This is a genomic window from Mycobacterium sp. BMJ-28, from assembly GCF_054404835.1.
In genome coordinates, this window is record NZ_CM136783.1 from 2,334,926 (window position 1) to 2,354,762 (window position 19,837).

Here is a 19,837-nt window from a genome sequence, read left to right on the forward strand (position 1 = left end):
GAATGGAGATCACCGACTAGCTCAAGCGGCCGCGGACGGTCGACGATCCGGCGCTGACGCCCACGGAGCCCGGCGTTTCGAGCATGTAGGTCAGGATGAAGTCGTGTGACGTGGCCAAGTGGTCGCGGGTGAGGTCGGCCGCCAACGCCGCGTCGCCCCGTTCGACAGCGTCGAGGATGGCCAAATGTTCGGCGTCGAGGTGCTCGGTCTGTCCGATGACTTCCAGATGGACGTACATATAGCGGTCGGTCAGCCGGCGGAGTTGTTCGACGAGTTCAATCATGCGTGGACGGTTCGCCCGGCGGTACACGGCTGCATGGAAGGCCGCGTTCGCGGTGAGCCACAGCCGGGCATCGGGCTGTGTTCTCATGACCTCCAGGTGCTGGCGCATCGAAAGAATTTCCGCCCGGCCCACATTCGGTACGGCGAGTTGGGTGGCCAGCGGTTCGATGGCCTGGCGTAGTTCGTAGAGTTCCTGAAGTTCGGCGACGGACATCCCGGTCACCACGGCGGTGGCGTTGGCGGTCGGATGCACAAGTCCCTCGCCGGCGAGGATCGCCAGTGCGTCGCGTACGGGGATGCGGCTGACGCCGAACCTCTCGGCGGTGCACTGCTGGGACAGTCTGGTGCCCGGAGCGAGGTCGCCCTGCAAGATCTCTGCCCGCAACACCGTTGCCACCCGCCCTGCGGCGTTCTCGTTGCTCATGCCCGCTCCTCGGATACGATCTATAAAAATTGTATACAGCACTCGGGCTGACGGGCCTTCAGAAGATTGCTGGAATGCCCAGGGCATTGGCGCTAGCCAGGGTTTCTGGGAGTGTCCTGCGTTAACCGGAATTCATCCGATCGCACGCAGAAGGAACCGGGTACCGGTCTCGGTGCGGCAGACCGCGCACCCGCTCCCGCCCCTGCGCGGGCATCCGTGGGAAGATGCCTGGCGCGCGATGCGCGGCAAGGGGCGGTAGCTCAGTTGGTTAGAGCCGGGGACTCATAATCCCTTGGTCGCGGGTTCGAGCCCCGCCCGCCCCACATTAGCTATGAGACGCATATGCCCTGTTTGATGGTCAGCATCTTGATTGCGGAAACGGGCGTGTCCGTACTGGATCTGCTCGGAAGCGCGTCGAATTTACGCAAGTCTTACGCAATCGAACGCTACAAAGTCTGAGACAATGGTAGTTCGGCAAACATCGCCTGAACTGCGGAATGGGTCTGCGACCCGATACCTTCTGATCCCCGGGAAACCATCTCCATGCCGGTGGTCTATGGCAGATTGTGTACTGACTGACCCAGTACACGAATCCGGACGGGGCGCAACCATTGGACACGGGATTCAACGCGGATCAACTCTATGCGGCCTGCAAACTTACAATGAGCTATTACTATGCCTTGGGAGACTGTCGCTATCAGGGATTCGGCACCGGGTTCATTGTCCAATTCCCGCCTGGCGACCCACGATTTGGACTTGTTACAAATCGCCATCTAACCGACAGGGCGTGGGTGGATTCGAAGTACGATGGAACAACATTAGAGACGGTCCACGTTGTATTGTGGATTTCTGAGGACCTCAGAGTCGAGTTCAATATCAAGAATCCGCGAATATTAGCTCATGACGACCTATCAATCGATATTTCCATACTGCCTTTTGGAATAGATGACGATATAGACTTAGTGGGCTATCCATATAACAGTATCGATAAGATATTCCCCGCTAATTCGCTAGAGAAAGGATTTACATTCAATCATGCCATCCCTTGGGCTCATATGGTTGACGGTGAGCAACTCTGGCATAAACTCCAACCGGGCGAACTCGTTGTTTTCCCTGGCTATCCAGTCTGGTATGACCGGTTGGAGACCCGGCCGATCTTCCGCTCGGGCATGCTCGCAAGCGATCCGCAGAGGAGTTACCGGAAACGTGCAGGCGCAACTACAAACCTGGACGGGAACCAACAAATCCTGTTTGATGCGTTTTCAACCAGCGGAAACTCTGGGAGCCCCGTTTTCGTGGCGCAACGCGGCCTCGCGCCGATTGATCTGAAACTAATGCCTTCGGCAGGTGGGCCGCCGCAACAGGCCGGTACGATAGTGACACCAAACTTCCACAAGTCATTTCTAGTGGGAATCAATGCCGGACATTTTAATGATACCGATAGCGACCGAGATAACGATCACGCAGGTCTATCTAGAATGCACAAACTGTCCGCAATAATGGAAATTCTGCGTGCACATACCGCACCATCTGACAAGGTACCTAAGGGTCAACTTCGGATATCGACAGAGCTTATGGACGCGTTCGGAGGAATTCCCGGTGACGTTCGAAGCCAAGCCAAAGTGTCTGACGATTCAGGAGAAGCGGAGAATCGTTCACTAGGAGAATGATAACTCAGACCCGCCAATCGCTGTCTACGCGCACGTTACGGGTTCATTGGTGGCGTCATGCCGTGGTACTGGTCAGGTTCGACGTAGCCCTCTGGTAGTCCGAACTCGCTTGGTTCGTCATCTGCGGCGGCAATCTCCGCCGAACCAATCGGCGGGAGGTCATAGGAGCTACCGATCCCCTGGGCACCGCTGCGGCCATATTTGGTCATCGGCTACACCAGGACCACATCGGGGCTCAGACCTGCAATAGCGGGTGCTTCGTACTCACCAGCGGCTTTGATCTGCATGACCGCTGCGGCACCACGTCGGCGCACCCCAGTTCCGAACGAACGGGTGAAGAACGATTCAATGAGCGGGTAACCGTTCGTGTTGCCCGGAATCTGGCGAAAACCCCTGTAGAGCGGGTTCTCGTGCTCCCGGACGGCCAGGAGATTCGAAGGGCTGTTCTCGCCGTAGGTGGCCACGCATGCGAGGTAGCCAGCGGGGATCAAATCGTCAGGGATGACGTACACAGGCCCATAGGACCCCCAGACGCGCAGGCGGTTGAACTTCTCCGGTGCCCGCTGACCCACGATCTCACTTGGCGAGTAGAAGGCCGGCGCACCTTCCGACGGCACAAAGTCATGCGCCGGATAGACACCGGTCGCCGATTCGGTCCCTACGCGAAACGTGGAGATGACCTCTGCCTCTTCGGGGTTGCACAGCAGGACCAACTGAGACTGTGCGTCCACTCCGTAGCCGTGCTCTTGTACGCTTTTGATCAGGGTGTCGAGGTCACCAGAGTCAACGCGGGTAGAACCGGACACCAAATAGTGCTGGTGGTTCGTTCCGAACGTCTTGCCCAGATACGCGGGTGGGCGGAAACTATCCGCGTTGTAGAGGCCATAGACCGGGGTTCCAAACTCGTTCTCGATCTGATCGGGAGAAAACAGACGCAGCAGGATCATTCCGTTGACCAACCGACTGTCGGCCTCAAGCGCGTAGTTGAAAGTAGCCCTGATCTGTTCTTGGGTCATGGATCGCAGTGCGCGCCAAGTGAAGCGGCTGGCCTTGTCGTAGTCGTTGAAGCTGTAGCCGGTGAGTAGGTAGTCATTTGGTGCTCGCAGCGCTTCGGGCTCTCCGAACTCAGTACTGAGCTCAAAGTGATCCTGAGTCGTGCTCTGAGGGATTGCGTCGGCGGAAAGCGTTGTGTAGTAGGACAGTAGAGAACTCAGTGCGGATCGGTGGTCGTTCCAGACCGTCACGGCTTGTTGAAGCTCATTCCAGACTGCTTCCAGCAAGATCCCGTCTGCGGTGTGGGTTACGCGCGGCAGTGCGTCAGATTCAACATTGAACCCACCGCTGGAACCATAGGGTAGAACCTTCCAGAGATGCAGGAAATCAACAGCATTCGAGACTTCATGAGTCGAGACAGTCATATCAACGCCTTTCGCAAGAGTACGGGTTGACCGTCTGAACACCTGCGGCCCTGTGGTCCCGGCTAGGTAGGCAGTCCGCAGGTGGACGGCGGCTCACGCTTCACTGCTCGCGGTCTTGCCTAGGGGGTGGCCCGTGCTGCCATTGTCACCTGACCGGCGACCCGGCGTCAAGCGTTGATCGACTTGTGCCATTGTGCACCAGTGTATTTCGTGAGATAATGATCTGATCTAGGCCGGTTCAGGCCGTTCACCCGATCAATTGGAAGGGTTCTTTGGTGATGGCAAATTCAGTTCTCGAAATCGACTCTGTGCCAGACATTTTGCTGAGAAAGGATCAAGCCGCCGAGTATTGCCAGAAGCGGTTCCCTCACATCACTGTGGACACGATCACTCACCATGTCTACAAGAAGAAGACGCTGGCGCGTCCAATCATTCGTGATCACAAGGCTTACTGGCCGACGTCGGCGCTCGACGCGTGGCTCAACGAGAGCTTCTGATGACTACGCCAACTGAGCGTGAATTGGAGTCGTTGGATGACAACGCAATCGATGATCCTGCGAACAAACTGGGAGGAATGAATGACCGCGATTTTCGATCCAAACACTTACGACCCGTTCAAGCACTACGAACCGAATCGCGAGAGTCACCAACGGATCAACCAGACGCTCAGTCAAGCGGGAGCACCGGCTGTTCTGGACTGGCCGGAGATCGACGCAATGGCAGAAACGATGGCCGACAACTCGATGGTGAGAGTTGGTCTGTTAGAACGTGACCCCGAAGGTCGAGCCTTGGCACTAGAGACCATCCGAAAGTGCTACCGGGCGGGTCTGAACCTCATGGTGGGCTCAGAGACGGCGATGGGCGAACACGCTGGTCTGCAATATGATCCGTCAAAGCCATCAATGATGAATCGCTTGTATGCGTTGCTTGCAGTTGACACAGCGGTGTTGTTCCCGCTATCTGAGCAATTCACCTGGAAGCATGTGGCAGAGCGCTACCTTACCCGTTACCACGTCTGCGATGTTGACGTATCCATCCAATGCGAACAGACCAACGCCGTAGAGATTCTGCCGATCAAGCAAGGTGAATTCGTCTGCATCTTCAAGGCGTGCACCGCGTGCGTCGGTTGGTTCTCAGACCCTGACCGCGAGAGGTTTCGCAAACGTGACTTTTTCGATGACCTTTGGGATCGCGACTACTGACCCAGCAATTAAGCCCGGACAAGAGAAACCCCTAAGCAGGTGGGATGGACCGCTTAGGGGCTCTCAGGCATCCACGCATCGCTTGCAACGGAAGGTAGATATCTCGATGGTAGGCCCACAGTGACTGAACCACAACCGCTTTCGCAAACGGAGTTCATCGAACGCGCGCGGAAGCTTATCGATCGTGGATATCTTCCGCTCCCGGTCGGAAAGTTCAACGCGAAGCGCGGACAGTACAAGAATCCGTCGAATCACGTACACAATCAGAGGCGGAAATGACGGCACCGGGGATCAGGGACGGCAACAGAGCCGTTGCGTATCTACGAGTGAGTACCGATGACCAGAGCACCGGTATTGAAGCTCAGAGGGCTGCAATCGATTCGATTGCGAAAGCTCGTGGGTTAGTCGTTGTGGGTGAGTACGTAGATGAGAATGTCAGCGGGACAAAGGAATTGATTGCGCGGCCTGCGTTGTCGGGTGCCATCGCGGAACTTGATGCGAATCGAGCTGACCGGCTGATTGTCGCCAAACTTGATCGATTGGCACGTGATGTCGTCGTGGCGGTCCAGATAGATAGGGCCGCAACGGTTCGTGGTTGGTCAATCGTGTTCGGAGACTTAGACATTGATACGTCTACTGCTGCCGGAAAGCTTCAACTGTCGCTGTTCGCGAGCGTGTCTCAGTTTGAACGTGACCGCATCAGCGAACGAACCCGTGAAGCTCTGGCCGTCAAACGAGCCCAGGGCGTGACCCTTGGCCGTCCTGTCGAGATTGATTCGGCGGTCATCAAACGCATACGCAAAGAGCGCCAAGCCGGTAGGTCGCTTCGGGCAATCGCCGCAGGTCTGACCGCTGACAACGTGCCGACAGCACGCGGTGGGCGAAGTTGGCAGGTCAGCACCATTCAGTCAGTAGTGAAGGGCAGATAGTCATGGCGTACGTTCGTGAGCTTCCCAATGGCAAGTTCCGGGTTCTATGGCGTGAGCACGCCACCGATGATTTTGGCGCACCGATCAAAGGTCAGTACGTACAGCGCTCGGAGACCGTTGACAGCGCCAAGGCTGCCGAACGTCGCAGAGTAGCGATAGAGACTGAGATTGAATCGGGCACCGATCCTTCGTCCAAGCGGGACAAGGCCGCGTTGCCGTTGGGCAACTACGCATCGCGGTACTTTGATGCCAGCGAGTCAACCATCGGAAAAGTGACCCATGACCGCTACCGAGACATCTACCGGGTACACATAGCGGACGTGTTCGGATCAAGGCCTGTCGGCTCGATCATGCCTAGTGACGTTTCGGCGTGGTTCTCGTCGCTGTTGTCGGGGGAGTCCACAAGGTACGTCGTAGGGAGCGCCCCCGGCGAAGAACGTCAGTTGGCCAAGCGGAGCCCAAAGACGGCAAAACAGGCTCTTGGCGTTCTGAGGCGGATCTGCAATGTCGCCGTCCTAGATGGCGCGATCACTGCCAACCCCGCCCTGGTGAAGCTCTCCACCTCAAGCAAGCGCAATGCCCGCAATCGGTTCACTCACACGCCGCTGCGTCCTGATCAGATCGCGGCTCTGGCTGACTACGTGACCAGAAACAAGGGATTGGCCACCTACGGGCTGTTCATCCTGTTCGCAGGGTTCACCGGTCTACGTGCCGCAGAGCTAGCCGGTCTAGAAATCCGCGACCTGACGCTCAGCGACCTTGCTGGCACAGCTGGCGCTGTCCGTGTTGATCGGACGAAAACGAAGCGCCGCGATGAATCGACCGGCGTTGTCTCATGGCATACCGAACCGCCCAAGACGGATGAGTCTCGGCGTACGGTGCCGCTAGAAGCGTGGTTAGCCGATGATTTGCGCGCCTACCTAGCGAGCCATCCACGCAGCGATGATCCCAATGCGCCTTTGTTCCCTGGTCGATTGGATTTGAAGGCTGCCAAAGCTGCGGGCCGAAACGTGAAGAACACGGCTGACCGGTTCGATTGGTCAGAACCGATCGATCCATCCAACTTCTACAAGCGGTTCATGCAGCCGGGGGAGACCGCGTTGACTCTGCCAGCGGCACGCTTGCACGATCTGCGGCATTCATTCGCGGTAAACTTGCTCAGCGCCAGTCCAGCAGTCGATTTTAAGCGGGTGTCGAAGTGGCTGGGACACAGCACCTTCACCCTCACACTGGACGTTTACGGCGACTACATCAACGAGGACGTTTCACAACCCGCCGGTATGGCACGACCTGTTGCAGTGCAGACAAACGTGATTGCACTCACCCGTCAATCGGCTGGTATGTAATGGGTCCAAGCGTGGAGCACTTATTTTTCGGGGGGTCAGCCAATCGCGCATCGCCCAATCACTAACTCGATTCTCGCCGTCCAAGTGGATATAATATTTGGCTTCGTGGTATACATGTGGCTTCACTCGATTTGAACTTAAGAGTACCGGTATTCCGTGGCTTTGAAGCTCTACCACAATTCCAAGTAAATCGAGTTCCCGCAGGGTTTCCAACATCTTCTGGTTCGAGGTGGGAAATGTGTTCTTGAATATCTTATTATATTGCGGTTGAAAATAGCGGATAAGTCCGGCTTCCGCAATGGATACCGCAATCGACTCATCGAACGGCGGATCGTCAATTGCGTCGAGAAGTTCCCTGATGTGATCATTGTCTTCGTCGTTTGACTTGGATGCTAGAGGTCGCGGGTCGATTTCTAGGAAGAAGTTCTCATCACTGACGGAAGCAACCATCAACCATATCTGTTTATCGTGTGGATTCTCGGCCAGCGCTTTCTGGAGAGTTTCATGAGATGAGAGCCGGTGTGGTGCTATTCGTTCGCCGTTTTCGCCATAGGCTTGGCCAACGTACAGTACCTCATAGTCCATTGCGGCGACGGGTACATTAATCGTTGACATTAAACCGAGATTCGCCACGGTGCCGCCGCCGATTTCCTGCCCTTCACTGTCATGAACAACAAACTCGTCATACGGCCAGTGACTGACAATTTGTCTGTCCGCGCCGAACGGGTGAGGTGCGTGGAATGGATATTCAGTGAAAGTATCTTCGTGCTGTATTTTTATGCTGCCCTCAATGAATTCCTCATTAATTGCGGCAGTTTCAGTGTTTAATTTCATTAGCGGCAACCGGGTGATGAGATATAGGTGCGGAGGTCTTTCATAGGTCACACTTTGAAGCTCGGATAGCTGCTGAGGCCGAGAAATATAGTCAACATATACCGTTACTCCGTAGAGCGCCTCGGTCAGGAACTTTCGATTATCAGGACTCATCGGCTCTGCGCCTGACCAATCTTAACCGCGTTATTCATCATCGGGGTCTTCTTCGCCCTCCCGGTCTTCGCTTACGTAGTTGTCCGCGCCCGGGTCTACGCCTTTTCTGACGGCACGCAACCGCATTAGGTGACGTTGACCCTTTTGCGTGAGCCCTAGGTATTTATTATAGTCTTTTAGTTCTCGTCGCTTTACTCCAGTGTCGACCAAGTTTAGGGATCGCAGCTGTAGCTGTACTAAGTCCCAACTATTCTCCAAGACGTCGTAGTCCATGGAGTAGTCCAAGCCTCTGATGGTCTCGACATCTTCATCGCTTAGACAATTTGTGCTCCAAAGATGTCGCCTGAGGCGCTTCCTTACTTCTAATTCGGTAGCTTCGTCTATCATCAGCGGGCCGACGCTCTTAAATAGTGCGTCCCATGTGGTTCGAGCTTTCACGTAGAAAGTCTCGGCACGTTCCTTTGCAGGGAAACTAGTGTCACTCACATAGAGCCTAAGGGTGATTTCGCCTGGGCCTTGCGCTAATTCTTCCACATCTTCAACTAGAGATTTTTCTGCCGCTAGTTTTTCTGTTTCAAGAGTAGTGATTCTTTGTTTGAGATCTATAATTTCTTGCTGTTTTTCAACAGTCATTGCTTGATCCCCACGCACCCAACCGACGCCCGGATATTTGCGCATTGCATTGCTAATTGCGCGCGATACCTTGGCTGCCAGTTCATCGGCTGTTTTAAATTCTCCGACATTTCGACGCTTACCGTCTGATCCGTTTCTCACCCGCGCACGGAATTCGTCTAGCTTTTTAGCTTTTTCGATATCTTTATCAGTTACGCCCTGCGGCACGCTGTCGGGATTTGCGTGAACGAATGCAATAATAGGTTTGTCGCACTCCACTGCGTAGTTGTATTCCTTTTCGGTATAGCTAATATTCTCATCGGTGACATGGCCGTAGCGTGCGCCAATAATTAGCAAGTAGTAGTCACTTAAATCTATGACACCCTTGATGAGGTCCCATTGATCCTGGTCTGTAGCAACAAAGAGTTCCATTCCCGCGGGAATACACTCAAGCTCCAATAATGCCTGGATGATTGCCTGCCGCTCTTCGATTAGGTCTACGTATGTGGAACTGACGAAAACCTGGTGACGAATCTCCATGCAGACATATTTGCACGGTTGGTCGTCGTGACGCGTCCATCTACGCGGATTCTGCGTGTCCTGCCGTTTCGTGGTACTGCAGTGGCGACCATTCAATTCGCGATCCGGCTAGCAAACCCGTCTGCAGGGAAAGCGTTACGCAAGTCTTACGCACCCCCGCCTTGGTGGCCCTGGCCTGCGATGTTGATTGTGCAATCAGTTTTGAATGCTCAGATTGAACTCAGAACATACAGTGACCTGCGGATTCATTGCTATCAGTTGAACCTTGCTAGCGTTCTGCTGTGACTCCAGATCGGCCAGATTTTCGGGGGAGTCGCTCACTCATAATCCCTTGGTCGCGGGTTCGAGCCCCGCCCGCCCCACTTCAGAGGTGTATTACCTCGGTTGATGGGTGACTTTTCTACTCCGGCTGATGGTTGACGTTGTTTCGGCTGATGCTTGGCAGTTGCTTCGGTTGACTCCCTTGATGAGGGAGTTGAGCGTGGCTGAGCAGCGGTATCAGGCTGTGTTGGCAGTGATCAGCGATGGATTGTCGATTTCGCAGGTCGCGGCGAAGGTAGGGGTGTCGCGGCAGGCGTTGCATGCGTGGTTGGCCCGGTATGAGGCCGAGGGGCTTGAGGGGTTGATGGATCGGTCGCATCGGCCGGTGTCGTGTCCGCATCAGATGTCTGCTGAGGTCCGGAGATGACGGTCGGCTTCTCTAGGAGCAGCGGGGGCTCTCTGGCCGCTGTGGCCTTCTTCCTGCGGGCGGCGTTGCGCATGCGGTTGCGGAAGTTGAGATGTTCGAACACGCGGATGGCTTCCACGGCGTAGGCAGCCGTACTGGCCAAATGACGCAGGCCTCACGGTAGATCGGCTGAACCTTTATGGCGGCGAATGGCAGCGAATGTCAGACGAACAGACGACACCAATCCAGCTAAGATTTCCGGCGTTCTTGACCCACTACGTTATGGGGTTTCCTGTAGTGCAAGATCGGCCGCCGCATCAGCGGTGGCACGGAGAAGCTGCGCAAAGTCAGTGTCAACAGTCGCGAGGCTAGCGGCAAAGAGTTCCGCGGCAATGAGCTTCTGGATGGGCCGGCGCCACCTCGGCCCGCGAGGCTGCTCTCCTGGCTCCAGCGGTTGGGCTGTGAGCCCGTTGATGCTCGTAAAGCGCTGGGCCCCTTCCTGGGTACTGAGGGAGCGGATCATGGCGTATCCGCGCTCGACCTCAGATTCGGCAGCGGCGAGACTGGTGGCGACGGCGATGTGCCTGCGGACTGCCAGGGCTACTTCCACGCCCAGTGGGGGCGGGCGTGGATCATCGCGCGGCGGGACGTAGTCACCGTGAAGTACTGGGATGTGTGCGTCGCGGATGAGGTCATCCAGTCGGCGGTGTGGATGAACCAGGTCGATCCACCACCAGGGGATTGGGCATAGCAGCTCGCCGACGTCGAGTTGGGTGTCGTGTCTCATGGACTGCTCCTTGGCACCGTAATGGATTCCGTATATCCAGGATCAGTCGAGGACGTGGGCGCTGCGCAAGTAGCCAACTACTCGACTCTGCCCTCTTGACTTCCGATGCATCTAACGGATGCGGTCCGGCTGACGACTGAACTCAAGGTCCGTGCCCCACGCAAGTGCTCGTGAGGGAAGCTTTGGGAATGTAGCTGAGGGGGCTCGTCGCGGGCGGACCTGTCCCGTGCGAGCAGTTTGCTGACGCGTCCCATCGGTCTGCCGTCTTGCTGGGCGGGTGGCTGAGGTCCAACGGCGAACGGTGGACTGTGGCGGACGCGAGATTTCGTCATCGCTGCACCTGAGGTGGACCCGTTTGGTGGTCCAGTCGCCATGCGACTTGGGGTTGATGGGTCGTGGTCCACTGTAGAGCGAACTCGGCTGAGGTGAGCTCGCCATGGGTGGAGTGGGGCCGGTTGGCGTCGTAATCGCGACGCCAGTCCTCGATGATCACCCGGGCTTCCAGCAGCGAGTCGAAGCGCCACAGGTTGAGCAGTTCATCACCGAGCCTGCCGTTGAAGGATTCAATTCAGGCGTTGACCTCCCAGCCGACTCGGCGCCGGTGTCATGCGCATCGTGGAACGGTGCAGCCACACGACCGAGCACGCGCGGCGAGCGGTACACGTCCGAGATCGTCAGTCACTCGACTGATGCGCCCTCGCACCGTACGTCGGCAGAGTTCTGCGCATGTTGGGGCACAACGGCGCAGCGGGTATCCCCGATACTCTGAATCCTGCGGGCGACGGCATCCGCTCGAACACGGGATCGCCGCCGGTTCGCGCGGCGCAGCGCGTCGTCGAGATTCTCGAAGCCGTCGGCGTGGATTACGTATTCGGTGTGCCCGGGGCGAAGATCGACGCGGTATTCGACGCGTTGGTCGACGGCACCCCCGAGATCGTCGTCTGCCGCCATGAACAGAATGCCGCGTTCATGGCTGCGGCGGTCGGCCGGTTGACAGGCGTACCCGGTGTCGTGCTGGTGACGTCGGGGCCCGGAACCAGCAACCTGGCCACGGGATTGTTGACCGCGACGACTGAGCAGGACCCAATGGTGGCGATCTGCGGAGCGGTGCCGCGCGCCGATCGCTTGAAGCGCACGCACCAGTCGCTGGACGCCGCCGACCTGCTCGCAGCGGTGACCAAGCACACCGGGGAGGTCACTGCCGCCGACAACGTGCCAGAGGCGCTGGTGAATGCATTTCGGGCGGCCGCGGCCGAACCGTGTGGCGCCGCCGCGCTCGTGCTGCCCGCCGATGTCGCGGCGCAAAGCACTACGGCGCATATTGGCGCGGTGACGAACGTGCCCGTGCAGGGGCCGGCTCGCTCGGAGGACATCGAGCAGGCTGCCGAAATACTCGCGCGGGCAACGTGCCCCGTGCTGCTGGTCGGCGCACGGGGCGCTTCGCCCGCCGCGTGCGCGGCGCTGCACGAGGTCATCGCGGGCTCTGATCTCCCGGTGGTCGAGACGTTTCAGGCCGCCGGCGTCATCTCGCGCGAACTGGAGCGGCACTATCTGGGTCGGGTCGGGCTCTTTCGCAACCAACCCGGTGACGTGGTGATCGCCCGCGCCGACGTGGTGGTGGCGATCGGCTACGACCCGGTCGAGTACGACCCGGTCTTGTGGAACCCCGATCCGGCGCGCCCGATCATCCACATCGATTCGGTCATCGCCGATATCGACAATCACTACCGACCGGCTGTCGAGTTGTGGGGCGACATCCCGGCGACCCTGCGTGCCCTCAAACCGGCGTTGGGCGGCTTGTCACTGGGCACCGCCGTCCGGGCCGACATCGATGAGCAGCGGCAGCGCCTCGACAGCATCGATGAGCAGGCGCGCCGCAAGGAACCCTCTGACAACGGACTGGCGCCGGCGGCGATCGTGCTCGCACTGCGCGAGCACCTCGACGACGACGCGACCATCACCTGCGACATCGGCTCCGTGTACATCTACATGGCCCGCCACTTTCGGGTGTACCGGCCTCGTCACCTGCTGTTCTCGAACGGCCAGCAGACGTTGGGCGTGGCACTGCCGTGGGCGATGGCCGCGGCCCTGGTCCGCCCCCGCACCCAGATCGTGTCCGTGTCGGGCGACGGTGGATTCCTGTTCTCGGCGCAGGAATTGGAGACTGCTCATCGGTTGGGCTTGTCATTCACCCACATCATCCTGCGCGACAACACCTACGACATGGTGGGCTTTCAGGAGGTGCTCAAGTATGGCCGTAAGTCCGGGGTGCAGCTCGGCGACTACGACACCGAGCGGTTCGCCGCAGCGTTCGGTGCGCGGGGCTACCGGGTGTCCACAATGGAGGGCTTCGTCGAAGCGCTGCAGCGAGCGACGGACGAGGAAGGCGTGTCCATCATCGACGTCGGTGTCGACTACAGCCATAACCTCGAGCTCGCTGCGCACCTGCCCGCCGATCCATTTCACTGACGACCCGACAGGAGGGCTGCGGTCATGTCTGACAACGAACATCGCGGATCCCGTGGCGGGCTGATGCGCCTGGCCGAGGAGGTTCACGCCCACATTGGGGCCCGGCATCGTCAGCCGCACAGCGTCTTTCAAACCTCCACCATGGCGGCGCTGCTGGCGGGCGTGTACGACGGCGATGTCACCATCGCCGAACTGATCAGCCACGGGGACTTCGGACTGGGCACGTTCAATCAACTCGATGGCGAGATGATCGTGCTGGACGGCGTCTGCCATCGCCTACGCTCAGACGGTACTGCGACGCGCGCCCGATCGGACGATCTCACCCCGTTCGCGGTAGTGACGTGGTTTCGCCCGCAGGCATCAATCACCGTCGATCGCCCTGCCACCCGCGCCGAACTCGGGGACTTGATCACCGCAAACATCACAAGCGTCAACGTGATTCACGCCATCAAGGTCAGCGGGCGCTTCTCCCATATGCGGACGCGCACGGTGGCCCGGCAGCAGGTACCGTATCCGCCGTTGACCGAGGCCACCATGGGTCAGGCCGAAGCGGAGTTCACCGGCGTCAGCGGCACGCTGGCGGGGTATCTCACCCCGGATTATGAGCAGGGCATCTCCGTAGCGGGATATCACCTGCACTTCCTGTCCGCCGATGAGCGTCGCGGCGGGCACGCCTTGGACTTCACTCTTGAGTCAGGCACCGTGCACATCGACACGGCCAACGATGTTCACCTCAGCCTGCCCCGGTCGCAGTCATTCCTTTCTGCCGCATTGTCTTCTGAGTCCATTGATGCTCAGGTACGACAAGCCGAAGGCGGCTGACCTCTGTCTAGGTCGAATCGACTCGACGGCTATTCGGACGGCATTCCGAGATAGTCCATTGCGGCGCGGCGGAGCGCTGCGCGCCCCGGGCCGTGTTCGACGGCGAAGCGGGCCGGATCGGCTTCTGCCATGTCGAAGGGGTAGTCGCTGCCACACACGACACGGTGGGGCCCTGCGAGCGCGCAGAGTAATTCGAGCTCGTGCGTGTCATGGGTGACGGTGTCGAAGAACAGTTCGGCGAACGGCTCCCGAGGCGGCCTGCTCAGGGCGGAACGGACGTCGGCACGCATCGTCCAGCCATGATTCCAGCGCCCGAGAAGACCTGGGGCACAGCCACCCCCGTGGACGAAGCAGATGCGCAAGCCGGGTAGTTCATCCTTGATGCCGCTGAGGATCAGCGAGGCCACGGCGGTGGCGGATTCAACCGGGTTGCCGATCAGGTTGGTCAGGTAGTAGCTCGCCCATTCGGGGCGGGGCAGCTGCATCGGGTGCACGAGGACCGCGAGTTCGAGGCGCTGCGCCTCGCGCAGCACGTGACTCAGCATCGGTCCGTCGAGCGACTGACCGTGGGCCAGCGGGGGAATCGCGATGCCGACGATGCCTTCCGTCTCAGCGAGGGCCTGCATCTGCGTGGTGGCTGCCTCGGGGTCGGCGAGGGTGACGATGCCGAGTCCGAGGAGGGCGCCCGCGCCGTCGGTGACCACGTCGGCCAGCGCTCTGTTGAAGCTGTCGACGTAGGCGTCGGCATCCGCGCCGGGTTCGAGCGGGAAGGCGAAGGGCGGCGCGGACAGGACCCGTACGCCGACATCGGCGCGGCGCATGTCGGCGAGGATGGCGTCGACGTCACTCATTGAGCTGGTCGCAATGGACAACGGAAGGTCGCCGAGGTAGAGCTGTCCGTCGCGGTCGTGCATGGTGCCGTGGGGTCCGGTGCCGGGCAACTCGAACAGGTCACGGGGCAACCAGTGGGCATGGACGTCGATGACGCCGGGTTGCAGGGGACGGGTGATCATGCGCTGGGGTTCGCAATCGGCAGAGCGGCGTTGGCGCTGTCGAGGTGTTCGACGGTGGTGAAGATCAGCTCACTGTCACCGATGTTCTCGATATCGTGAAGCAGGTATTCGCCCGGCCCGAAGTGGAAGTGGCGTGTTTCCCCGGCAACGTAGCTGACCTCGCGGGTCGTTCCGTCATGGGTGTGTTGGCGACTGCTGCCCGCGTTGATGGCGGTCCAGAAGTAGTCCAGGACGTGACGGTGCGCATGCCAGCGTTCGCCTGGGGCCAGCCGGATCTCCCACACGCGTACGCGGGAATCCTCGCTGAGGAGGCGCGATCCCACCTCACCGTCGTGGGCGTGTTGGCCGAATTCGTCCTTGAGCCAGTCGGGCCAGCTGTCGAAACCGGTGGCGACAAGGTCGCCGGCCAGCGGGAGATCGGTCAGAAAACTGTTATCGGTCATCGGGTTTCCTTGCCTTTGATGGTGTGGTGTCAGAGTCCCGGCCCGTACAGGCCGAAGCGGAGATCCGGGTCGCCGGGCGTCCAGGTGTTGGTGAATTGGGAACGCTCGCCCATGGCAATGACGCGACGCAGCAGCGCATCGCTCAGTTGCAGCTGAGCGGGCTCCCACTTGGTGAGGGCGGCGGCGATGTCCCCGCCCGCATCGCTCAGCGCTGCCGCCAGCGCCCAGCCGTCTGCGGCAGCCTTTGCTGTACCGGCTGCCGCGTGCGGCCGGGCCGCACAGGCAGCATCGCCGATGAGCGCGACTCGACCCTGGGCCATCCGAGCGGAGCGGACATCGGAAAGCACTTGAAGGTAGGGCGTTTCGGTGGCGGCCACCACTTCGGCGACCTGCGGCGCCAGAGCCTCGGCAGCGGCTGTTTTCATCTCCCTGACGTAGCTGTCCTGGACCTGCCCGGGGTGTACCGACACAGATCCGGGAAAGCCGCGCTTGTCGATGAGCATTTCGTTCAGATCGGGTCCGGCGGGAGCGTTGCGATACCAGACGTAGTTGATCAGGCGATCTTCCAGACCGAGCCCGTTCTCGCCGGGGATGGGGTACATGGTGATGTGCGAGTGCGGGATCACGTCGTAGGTGATGGCGTCCTGCAGAACCGACTGGGTGGCGGGCTCGAGGTCGCGCAACGGCACGGTGCCGCGCCAGCCGATGTAGCCGGCGTAACGCAGCGCTGCCTGGGGGTCGAATCGCTGGCGTGCCACGGAGGTCACGCCGTCGGCGAACACGATCAGGTCGGCGGATTCTGTTCTGCCACTGACGAAGCGGACTGTGGCGCTGTGCTCGTCCTGGCTGAATCCGCAGGCGAATTCACCGTAGTGGTAGTGCTCGGTGCCGAAGTCGGCCAGCAGAGCGCGGTAGAACGTGCCCCAGGACGTGTAGGTCCAGACGCATTCTTCGCGGTAGAGCAGCTCCCCTGAGCGGTCGAGGTATTGCACGTAGTTGGTCGCCGTACTCAGGTCAGCGAGGTCCTGTGTGCTGCGTTCGGTGAACCAGCGGACGGTGTCGGGCTGCAACACGATGCCGCTGCCACGGCCGTCGAGGGCGGCGGGGGTGCGTTCGTAGACGTCGACGGTGAATCCCAGGTCCCGCAGCAGCAGTGCGGTGGTCAGGCCGCCGATGGAGCCGCCGACGACGATCGCCGACGCTTCGGTGTAGTGGGTCATGATGTGCTCTTCTCGGCGCGTTGGGGGATGGTCGGTTGGGGGGTTGGGTCGGTTGGCAGTGCATGGCCGCGGGTTTCGCTTGCGAAGGCGAGTCCGATGACGGCGACGAGGCCGAGGGCGGCCACGGACGCGGTGGCCAGGCCGAGGTCGCCGTCGAACCACGAGGTCGCGATGGCGCCGGCGGTGAGCGGGCCCAGTGCGGTGATGTATCGACCGACGCTGTTGCACACGGCCAGAGCCGTCGCGCGCACGCTGGGTGGGAAAAGTTCGGGGGCATAGATGAAGGTTCCGGAGAGGGCGCCGAAGAGCCCGAAACCGAGGAAAGGCATCGCGAGCAGGAACTCGGCGTAGTCGCGGTCGAAGGGAAATGTCCACGCGACGGTGACGGCAGACACCGCGAAGCTCAGCAGGAATGCCCAGCGCCGCCCGATCCAGTCGGCGATGAATCCCCAGGATGCGTAGCCGATGATGCCGCCGGCGTTGAACAACATGGCGGCCATGGCCACCCGATGATCCGCCACCTCGCGTGGCAGTCCCTCGGCCGTACTGATCTGGCGCAGGATTTGGGGGTACCAGGTGGTGACGCTCCAGAAGGCGATCAATGCCCCGGTCGCCAGCGCCGTGCAAACAAGCATGGGCCGCAGCAGAGGAGGCGCGATCAATCTGCGTAACGCGAATCGATCCTCGGTGGTGCTGGTGCCCAGACGTTTACGCTCGCGGCGCGCGGCCATGTGCGATTCGATCTCGGGAGGCTCGGGCACATACCTGCGGATGAACCACACCAGTAACGCGGGAACGCCGGCGAGGAACAGCATGGGCCGCCAGCCGTGGTTGCCGAGCAGAGCGTACGCCGCTGCGGCGGCGAAGAACCCGGCTGCATAGCCGGACATCATGATCCCGCAGGCACGGGCACGGTGCCGGTTACGCCACGTCTCCGCGATCAGCGCGGCCCCGACCGGAGCCTCGACACCTGAACCCAGGCCCGCGACGAAGCGCAGCAGGCCCAGCTGCCACCAGGTGTCGGCGAATGCGGCCAGTGCGCTGAACACGGCGTAGGTAAGGATGCCGATCGAGAGCACCCGGGTGCGGCCGAAGTAGTCGGCGAGCAGCCCGAACAGGATGCCGCCGGTCGCCCATCCGATGAGGAAGAGTGCAACGGTCAATCCGCCGTAGTAGCCGATGGCAGCCGGACCGGCCTGCACTCCGGTGTTGGGCAGCAGTTCGGTCATGGCAGGTCCGAGGACCAGGATGTAGAGGCTCCCGGCGAAGCCGTCCAGACCCCATCCCAGCGTCGTCCCGGCCAGCACCAGCCACTGGGTTCGGGTGATTTCGCTGCGCCAACCCCGAGATGTGTCAGGTGTCATCGGATTGGCCCTTCCACGTTCGGGCAGTGCGGAATTCATTAGTTGAGCCGCCCGTCTTCGCGTCCGCCGTACCAGTCGACGGGGGTATCGGCGATGCGCGTGACGACGGTCTTGATCCACGAGAAGTCGTCGAAGGACTCGGTTCCCGCGTCCTTGCCCATGCCGGATTCCTTGACCCCGCCCCAGGGCAGGGAGGGTTCCAGGCGGTGGTGGTCGTTGATCCAGACCATGCCTGCGCAGATGCGCGACGCTACCCGGTGCCCTCGTGCGATGTCGCGCGTCCACACCCCGGCGCCTAGGCCGTACCGGTTGTCGTTGGCCATCGCGACCGCATCGTCTTCGTCGTCGAACGGGATGATCACCGCGACGGGCCCGAAGATCTCCTGCTGGGCGACGGTCATGTCGATGGTGGCATCGGCGAGCACCGTGGGTTGCAGGAAGAATCCGTCGCGCAACGGCTTCGGAACATCTGGCACACCGCCGCCTGCCGCGAGTCGGACGCCCTCGGCCACTCCCACGTCGATCAGGTCCTTGACCTTGTCGCGTTGGCGTGCGCTGATCAATGGCCCCATTTGAGTATCGGCAAGGGTGGGGTCACCGATTCGGATGTTGGTGGCCCGGTCGGCCAGTGCGTCGACGAACTCGTCGTAGATGCGGCGTTGCACCAGGAACCGTGAACCGGCGACGCAGGATTGGCCCGCGGCGACGAACGCGGCGAACGCCGCGCCTTCGGCAGCGTCGACGGGATCGACGTCGTCGAAGACGATCACCGGGGTCTTACCCCCGAGTTCGGCTGTCACTCTGGCGAATCGGGCCGCGGTGGCTTGTGCTGCGGCGCGGCCCGCCTCGGTTCCGCCGGTCAGCGTGATCTTGGCGACGTCGGGATGCTGAGTCAGCCGGGCGCCGGCCTCCCGGGCACCTGTGACCACGTTGACCACGCCGTCGGGCAAGCCCGCATCGGACATGATGTCGGCCAGCGCGAGGGTGGTCAGTGGAGTCAGTTCTGAGGGTTTGACGACGACCGTGTTGCCGTTGGCCAGGGCGGCGGACACGCTGCGGGCCAGGATGAGCAGGGGATGGTTGAACGGGGTGATGATTCCGCACACGCCGAGGGGGAGCCGCTGCTGGTAGGTCAGGTAGGGCCCGTCGCCGGGGAGAACTGCTGAGCGTTGCGCCGCCAGCAGGCCCGCGTTGTAGCGGAACCACTCCGGTACCCGGGACAGCTGAGCGCGGGTTTCGGTGATCGGTCGGCCGTTGTTGACTGCTTCGAGCGTGTAAAGCCGTTCGGACGCGGACTCGATCGCATCGGCGATGCGCAGCAGAAGACGTGCGCGTTCGCTTCTCACCATCGACGGCCAAGGCCCGGACTCGAAAGCGGCCAGGGCCGCGGCGACGGCGGCGTCGATGCCGGCGGCCCCCTGTTCGGGCACGGTGCGGATCGTCGATCCCGTGGCGGGATTGACGATCGATCGCACGCTTGACCTCGACGGCGCTTCGTCGGGCCGGGTGATGTCGTGGATGGTTTCGGTCATGTTATGAGTGTGGTCACACGGACCCACGGGCTCAATGTCAGTGGACACATGATTATTGAGATCACGTGTTGTGAGCTACATATCGATGGCATTCTGTCCACATGGCTGGA

The 19,837-nt window shown here is 60.4% G+C and carries 18 protein-coding genes, 1 tRNA gene and 2 pseudogenes; 9 read left to right on the forward strand and 12 right to left on the reverse strand.

The annotated features are described in order from the left end of the window. Nucleotides 1–16: 16 nt before the first annotated feature. Nucleotides 17–706, reverse strand: coding sequence for a GntR family transcriptional regulator (locus ACXPWS_RS11505; protein WP_458712553.1), 690 nt, complete (start codon nt 704–706; stop codon nt 17–19). A gap of 249 nt (nt 707–955) precedes the next feature. Here ACXPWS_RS11505 and ACXPWS_RS11510 point away from each other — a divergent pair. Both ACXPWS_RS11510 and ACXPWS_RS11515 read left to right on the forward strand, forming a co-directional pair. Beyond that, nucleotides 956–1,029, forward strand: a tRNA-Ile gene (locus tag ACXPWS_RS11510). Between the two features lie 468 nt (nt 1,030–1,497). Beyond that, a complete protein-coding gene (locus ACXPWS_RS11515) occupies nt 1,498–2,376 on the forward strand; it encodes a hypothetical protein (RefSeq protein WP_458712554.1) in 879 nt (292 codons plus the stop codon). Between the two features lie 35 nt (nt 2,377–2,411). Here ACXPWS_RS11515 and ACXPWS_RS11520 read toward each other — a convergent pair whose 3' ends face one another. After that, a complete protein-coding gene (locus tag ACXPWS_RS11520) occupies nt 2,412–2,585 on the reverse strand; it encodes a hypothetical protein (protein WP_458712555.1) in 174 nt (57 codons plus the stop codon). Between the two features lie 3 nt (nt 2,586–2,588). Then, complete coding sequence (locus tag ACXPWS_RS11525; protein WP_458712556.1) at nt 2,589–3,794, reverse strand: hypothetical protein; 1,206 nt, start codon at nt 3,792–3,794, stop codon at nt 2,589–2,591. Between the two features lie 278 nt (nt 3,795–4,072). On the opposite strand from ACXPWS_RS11525, the gene ACXPWS_RS11530 reads away from it, so the two are divergent. The 4 genes from ACXPWS_RS11530 (at nt 4,073) to ACXPWS_RS11545 (ending at nt 7,271) form a co-directional block, all read left to right on the forward strand. After that, on the forward strand, nt 4,073–4,291 hold the full coding sequence (locus ACXPWS_RS11530; RefSeq protein WP_458712557.1) for a hypothetical protein: 219 nt from the start codon (nt 4,073–4,075) through the stop codon (nt 4,289–4,291). An 81-nt stretch (nt 4,292–4,372) separates the two neighbouring features. Continuing rightward, on the forward strand, nt 4,373–4,996 hold the full coding sequence (locus tag ACXPWS_RS11535) for a hypothetical protein (protein ID WP_458712558.1): 624 nt from the start codon (nt 4,373–4,375) through the stop codon (nt 4,994–4,996). Nucleotides 4,997–5,322: 326 nt separating this feature from the next. Next, the gene (locus ACXPWS_RS11540) at nt 5,323–5,925 is read left to right on the forward strand and encodes a recombinase family protein (protein ID WP_458712559.1); all 603 of its coding nucleotides are present in this window, start codon (nt 5,323–5,325) and stop codon (nt 5,923–5,925) included. A 2-nt stretch (nt 5,926–5,927) separates the two neighbouring features. Beyond that, nucleotides 5,928–7,271 carry a tyrosine-type recombinase/integrase gene (locus tag ACXPWS_RS11545; protein ID WP_458712560.1) on the forward strand — a complete coding sequence of 448 codons (1,344 nt, stop codon included), beginning with the start codon at nt 5,928–5,930 and terminating at the stop codon, nt 7,269–7,271. Here the strand turns inward: ACXPWS_RS11545 and ACXPWS_RS11550 are convergent. Beyond that, nucleotides 7,191–8,258: a hypothetical protein gene (locus tag ACXPWS_RS11550; protein ID WP_458712561.1), complete on the reverse strand. Its 1,068-nt coding sequence runs from the start codon at nt 8,256–8,258 to the stop codon at nt 7,191–7,193. The genes ACXPWS_RS11545 and ACXPWS_RS11550 overlap by 81 nt on opposite strands. Before the next feature lie 30 nt (nt 8,259–8,288). Next, nucleotides 8,289–9,410 carry a DUF4062 domain-containing protein gene (locus ACXPWS_RS11555; RefSeq protein ID WP_458712562.1) on the reverse strand — a complete coding sequence of 374 codons (1,122 nt, stop codon included), beginning with the start codon at nt 9,408–9,410 and terminating at the stop codon, nt 8,289–8,291. Nucleotides 9,411–9,876: 466 nt separating this feature from the next. Between ACXPWS_RS11555 and ACXPWS_RS11560 the strand changes: the two are divergent. Next, nucleotides 9,877–10,089 (forward strand): annotated as a pseudogene (locus ACXPWS_RS11560) (helix-turn-helix domain-containing protein); the annotation flags it as partial. A gap of 268 nt (nt 10,090–10,357) precedes the next feature. Here the strand turns inward: ACXPWS_RS11560 and ACXPWS_RS11565 are convergent. After that, nucleotides 10,358–10,864: a hypothetical protein gene (locus ACXPWS_RS11565; RefSeq protein WP_458712563.1), complete on the reverse strand. Its 507-nt coding sequence runs from the start codon at nt 10,862–10,864 to the stop codon at nt 10,358–10,360. Between the two features lie 328 nt (nt 10,865–11,192). Continuing rightward, nucleotides 11,193–11,432: pseudogene (locus ACXPWS_RS11570) on the reverse strand (integrase core domain-containing protein); the annotation flags it as partial. Nucleotides 11,433–11,590: 158 nt separating this feature from the next. Between ACXPWS_RS11570 and alsS the strand changes: the two are divergent. Together alsS and budA are read left to right on the forward strand one after the other, a co-directional pair. After that, nucleotides 11,591–13,333: an acetolactate synthase AlsS gene (gene alsS, locus ACXPWS_RS11575; RefSeq protein WP_458712564.1), complete on the forward strand. Its 1,743-nt coding sequence runs from the start codon at nt 11,591–11,593 to the stop codon at nt 13,331–13,333. Between the two features lie 24 nt (nt 13,334–13,357). Further along, nucleotides 13,358–14,155, forward strand: coding sequence for an acetolactate decarboxylase (gene budA, locus ACXPWS_RS11580; protein WP_458712565.1), 798 nt, complete (start codon nt 13,358–13,360; stop codon nt 14,153–14,155). A gap of 29 nt (nt 14,156–14,184) precedes the next feature. Here the strand turns inward: budA and ACXPWS_RS11585 are convergent, their stop codons facing one another. From ACXPWS_RS11585 to ACXPWS_RS11605, 5 genes are read right to left on the reverse strand one after another with little or no spacing between them, the layout of a single operon-like run. Further along, nucleotides 14,185–15,168 carry an amidohydrolase family protein gene (locus tag ACXPWS_RS11585; RefSeq protein WP_458712566.1) on the reverse strand — a complete coding sequence of 328 codons (984 nt, stop codon included), beginning with the start codon at nt 15,166–15,168 and terminating at the stop codon, nt 14,185–14,187. Beyond that, nucleotides 15,165–15,611, reverse strand: coding sequence for a cupin domain-containing protein (locus ACXPWS_RS11590; RefSeq protein WP_458712567.1), 447 nt, complete (start codon nt 15,609–15,611; stop codon nt 15,165–15,167). Before ACXPWS_RS11590 ends, ACXPWS_RS11585 begins: the two co-directional genes overlap by 4 nt. Nucleotides 15,612–15,640: 29 nt before the next feature. Further along, nucleotides 15,641–16,831, reverse strand: a complete 1,191-nt coding sequence (locus ACXPWS_RS11595) for an FAD binding domain-containing protein (protein ID WP_458712568.1) — start codon at nt 16,829–16,831, stop codon at nt 15,641–15,643. After that, entirely contained in the window at nt 16,828–18,195 is a 1,368-nt protein-coding gene (locus tag ACXPWS_RS11600) for an MFS transporter (RefSeq protein ID WP_458712569.1), read from the reverse strand. Before ACXPWS_RS11600 ends, ACXPWS_RS11595 begins: the two co-directional genes overlap by 4 nt. Before the next feature lie 38 nt (nt 18,196–18,233). Continuing rightward, on the reverse strand, nt 18,234–19,727 hold the full coding sequence (locus ACXPWS_RS11605; protein ID WP_458712570.1) for an aldehyde dehydrogenase family protein: 1,494 nt from the start codon (nt 19,725–19,727) through the stop codon (nt 18,234–18,236). Nucleotides 19,728–19,837: the final 110 nt, after the last annotated feature.

What these genes read in the sequence shown, in the direction of transcription:
- ACXPWS_RS11505 (WP_458712553.1), bottom strand. Translation starts at nt 706, where the DNA reads ATGAGCAACGAGAACGCCGCAGGGCGGGTGGCAACGGTGTTGCGGGCA.
- ACXPWS_RS11520 (WP_458712555.1), bottom strand. Translation starts at nt 2,585, where the DNA reads ATGACCAAATATGGCCGCAGCGGTGCCCAGGGGATCGGTAGCTCCTAT.
- ACXPWS_RS11525 (WP_458712556.1), bottom strand. Translation starts at nt 3,794, where the DNA reads ATGACTGTCTCGACTCATGAAGTCTCGAATGCTGTTGATTTCCTGCAT.
- ACXPWS_RS11530 (WP_458712557.1), top strand. Translation starts at nt 4,073, where the DNA reads ATGGCAAATTCAGTTCTCGAAATCGACTCTGTGCCAGACATTTTGCTG.
- ACXPWS_RS11535 (WP_458712558.1), top strand. Translation starts at nt 4,373, where the DNA reads ATGACCGCGATTTTCGATCCAAACACTTACGACCCGTTCAAGCACTAC.
- ACXPWS_RS11545 (WP_458712560.1), top strand. Translation starts at nt 5,928, where the DNA reads ATGGCGTACGTTCGTGAGCTTCCCAATGGCAAGTTCCGGGTTCTATGG.
- ACXPWS_RS11550 (WP_458712561.1), bottom strand. Translation starts at nt 8,258, where the DNA reads ATGAGTCCTGATAATCGAAAGTTCCTGACCGAGGCGCTCTACGGAGTA.
- ACXPWS_RS11555 (WP_458712562.1), bottom strand. Translation starts at nt 9,410, where the DNA reads ATGGAGATTCGTCACCAGGTTTTCGTCAGTTCCACATACGTAGACCTA.
- ACXPWS_RS11565 (WP_458712563.1), bottom strand. Translation starts at nt 10,864, where the DNA reads ATGAGACACGACACCCAACTCGACGTCGGCGAGCTGCTATGCCCAATC.
- alsS (WP_458712564.1), top strand. Translation starts at nt 11,591, where the DNA reads ATGTTGGGGCACAACGGCGCAGCGGGTATCCCCGATACTCTGAATCCT.
- budA (WP_458712565.1), top strand. Translation starts at nt 13,358, where the DNA reads ATGTCTGACAACGAACATCGCGGATCCCGTGGCGGGCTGATGCGCCTG.
- ACXPWS_RS11585 (WP_458712566.1), bottom strand. Translation starts at nt 15,168, where the DNA reads ATGATCACCCGTCCCCTGCAACCCGGCGTCATCGACGTCCATGCCCAC.
- ACXPWS_RS11590 (WP_458712567.1), bottom strand. Translation starts at nt 15,611, where the DNA reads ATGACCGATAACAGTTTTCTGACCGATCTCCCGCTGGCCGGCGACCTT.
- ACXPWS_RS11595 (WP_458712568.1), bottom strand. Translation starts at nt 16,831, where the DNA reads ATGACCCACTACACCGAAGCGTCGGCGATCGTCGTCGGCGGCTCCATC.
- ACXPWS_RS11600 (WP_458712569.1), bottom strand. Translation starts at nt 18,195, where the DNA reads ATGACACCTGACACATCTCGGGGTTGGCGCAGCGAAATCACCCGAACC.
- ACXPWS_RS11605 (WP_458712570.1), bottom strand. Translation starts at nt 19,727, where the DNA reads ATGACCGAAACCATCCACGACATCACCCGGCCCGACGAAGCGCCGTCG.